At 44.6% G+C, this 2,743-nt stretch carries 2 protein-coding genes; both read right to left on the bottom strand.

Annotated features, from left to right (window positions below; genetic code table 11):
* Positions 1-304 precede the first annotated feature (304 nt).
* Positions 305-1,801, bottom strand: coding sequence for an aldehyde dehydrogenase family protein (locus IQ229_RS22760; protein ID WP_194047649.1), 1,497 nt, complete (start codon positions 1,799-1,801; stop codon positions 305-307).
* Between the two features lie 109 nt (positions 1,802-1,910).
* Positions 1,911-2,633 (bottom strand): cyclase family protein, encoded by a 723-nt coding sequence (locus IQ229_RS22755; protein ID WP_194047647.1) that lies wholly within the window; start codon positions 2,631-2,633, stop codon positions 1,911-1,913.
* Between the last annotated feature and the right edge of the window lie 110 nt (positions 2,634-2,743).

Below are 2,743 nucleotides of genomic sequence, written 5' to 3'. Positions count from 1 at the left end.
AGGCTAAAACTCTGTTATCCAAGTCAATTTTTTAACGAACCGCCTTCGCGTAGCGTCTCGTAGAGAAGGCGCAGAGGACGCAGAGAGAAGAAAGAGAAGGAAAAAATTGCTTAACTGAACTGTATTGAGTTTTATACCTGCACAAGTCAGATAAAAGCTATTACCTTCTAAGTTTTGTTGACTTTTCAGCCTCCAGAAGTGAGGAAATACACTGAGTTTGCAACGGTTTAAAGCAGCAAAGCGGATTCAAATTTAAGGAGGGTTAGGGAGAATCAAGCCTTAACCCAAGTGTATTTGCAAATAATTAACTGCGATTATCTATCTGAGCGCGTTGCAAACTTCCAGAGAAGTCAACATAAACACTTTTCCATTCTGTGAAAACATCCAAAGCAGTAGTTCCAGCTTCGCGGTGTCCGTTACCGGTTTGTTTCACACCACCAAAGGGCAAGTGTACCTCTGCACCAATAGTCGGGCCGTTAATATAGGTGATACCTGCTTCGATGTCGCGCATAGCAGTAAAAGCCCGATTGATATCGCGGGTGTAAACTGAAGAAGAAAGACCATAATTGCTATCGTTGAGAATTGCGATCGCATCCTCAAAGGAGCTAACCTCAATTAATGCCACCACTGGCCCAAATATCTCTTCACGGGCAACGCGCATATCAGGAGTTACATCATCCAAAATAGTTGGTTGAAAGAAGTAACCGTTTTTCAGTGAGCCTTCACTAGCAATTTCCCCACCAATTAAAACCTTTGCTCCTTCCTCACGAGCTATATCTAAATATTTGCTCACCTGTTGGAGTTGCTTTTCATTGATTATCGGGCCAATATCTGTATCAGAGTCATTGCCAGCACCCAAGCGCAACTTACTGGTACGCTCATAGAGCATCGCAGTAAATTTTTCTTTGATATCGCGATGCAAAATCAAGCGACTAGTAGCCGTACACCGTTGCCCAGTTGTCCCAAATGCTCCCCACACTGCACCATCGAGAGCAAGTTCTAAATCGGCATCTTCCATTACCACTTGAGCGTTTTTACCACCCATTTCCAAACAAACACGCTTGTGAGTGCGTCCGCAAGTAGCGCCGACAAAAGCACCCGTTTCTGAGGAACCGGTAAAGGATACTAAATCAACATTGGGATGCTCAACTAAAGCTTTTCCCGCTTCCTCTCCCACACCATGCACCAAGTTAATTACTCCTGGTGGTAAACCTGCTTGTTGAAAAATTTCAATCAATTTAGTTGCACAGGCGGAAGTATCTTCGGCAGGTTTGAGAATGACTGTATTGCCACACACCAAGGCTGGCATAGCTTTCCAGCAAGGAATTGCCACAGGGAAATTCCAGGGAGTAATTAAGGCACAGACTCCGATGGGCATCCGCACAGTCATGGCGAATTTATTGGACATTTCCGAGGGTGTAGTTTGCCCAAAGAGTCGCCGTCCTTCGCCAGCACTGTAAAAGGCGCAGTCAATACCTTCTTGGACATCTCCCCTAGCTTCTGTTAAGGGTTTACCCATTTCCCGACTGATTAATTGGGCAAGTTCTTCTTTATGCTGGAGCAATATTTCCCCAACGCGAAAGATGTATTCTGCCCTCGCTGGGGCTGGGACTTTGCACCAACTGCGGTAGGCTTTACGGGCGGCGGCTACTGCTGTATCTACATCCTTGACTTGCGAACGGGGAAATGTTGCCACCACTTCGGTTTTGTCAGCAGGGTTGCGACTTTCTAGAGTTGCTTCCCCTACAGCACTCAACCATTGACCGTCTATATAATTGCGACAAGATAGCGGAGTTGTCATTTTGAAAATCTCCGATGATCCACTGAAACTTGTGTATTAAGTTTGCTTGCTTTCTAGGTTATCCTCAAGTTTACAAAATTGGGGTAAGAAGCAAATATCGATATAAAAATTAAGGGACGAAGGCCAACACACCCACAGGAGAACCAGAACCACCACGTAATCTTAGAGGTGCGATCGCTAGAGTAGTACCTTTAGGTGGCAGTTGATCCAAATTTGTTAGATTTTCCAACACAATGCGCGGTTGTTCTAAAACTAGGCGGTTAATCGTAAAACTGTTATCCTGTCCGGGGTCTACACCATGAGTATCAATTCCTACCCCAGCTATTTGCCGTTCATCAAGTAAAAATTGAGTTGCATCGCTGCCAAATCCAGGAAAGTGGGGAATCCCTTGAGCATCATGATTGAGGAATGCACTTTTATCCAACCACTTTTTTTGCCAACCAGTATTCAGTATAACTACGCAACCAGCAGAAATTTCACCGTATTCTGCTTCCCAAGCCAAAACATCAGCAACAGTCAGGGCATAATCAGGATTAACTGCTGTAGCTTGGCAAACGTTTATAACCACCGCAGGTACAACCAAAGACTGGGCTGGATATTGGTCAATTCCCACAGCAGAACTATGAAAACTATTAGGGGCGTTGATATGGGTAGCGCTATGTTCCCCCAAGGAGAAACGCCGCAAGTAATAGCCATCATTATTTAGTTCAGCCACAGTTTCAAATTCTACTGTGGGATCTCCAGACCATTGGGGAATATCTATGTCAATTGCATGACTTAGGTGGATAACGCGTGTGTAGGTGATACTATTTTGACTTTGGGGTTGTATCATCCCAGCCTTCTATTTTATTTATACTCAGGGATTTTTTATCAGGTGCGTAGGTGCAGTTCATTGTGTACATTGTCTGGGTTGGCTACGCCTACGCAAAGATAGTACTACCA

The organism is Nostoc cf. edaphicum LEGE 07299 (assembly GCF_015207245.1).
Lineage (GTDB): Bacteria > Cyanobacteriota > Cyanobacteriia > Cyanobacteriales > Nostocaceae > Nostoc > Nostoc edaphicum_B.
The sequence above is the reverse complement of the archived record's forward strand: the minus strand, read 5'-3'. Positions and strand labels throughout refer to the sequence as shown.

Excerpts from the sequence above, each read along its gene's own strand:
- IQ229_RS22755 (WP_194047647.1), bottom strand. The coding sequence starts at position 2,633 with ATGATACAACCCCAAAGTCAAAATAGTATCACCTACACACGCGTTATC.
- IQ229_RS22760 (WP_194047649.1), bottom strand. The coding sequence starts at position 1,801 with ATGACAACTCCGCTATCTTGTCGCAATTATATAGACGGTCAATGGTTG.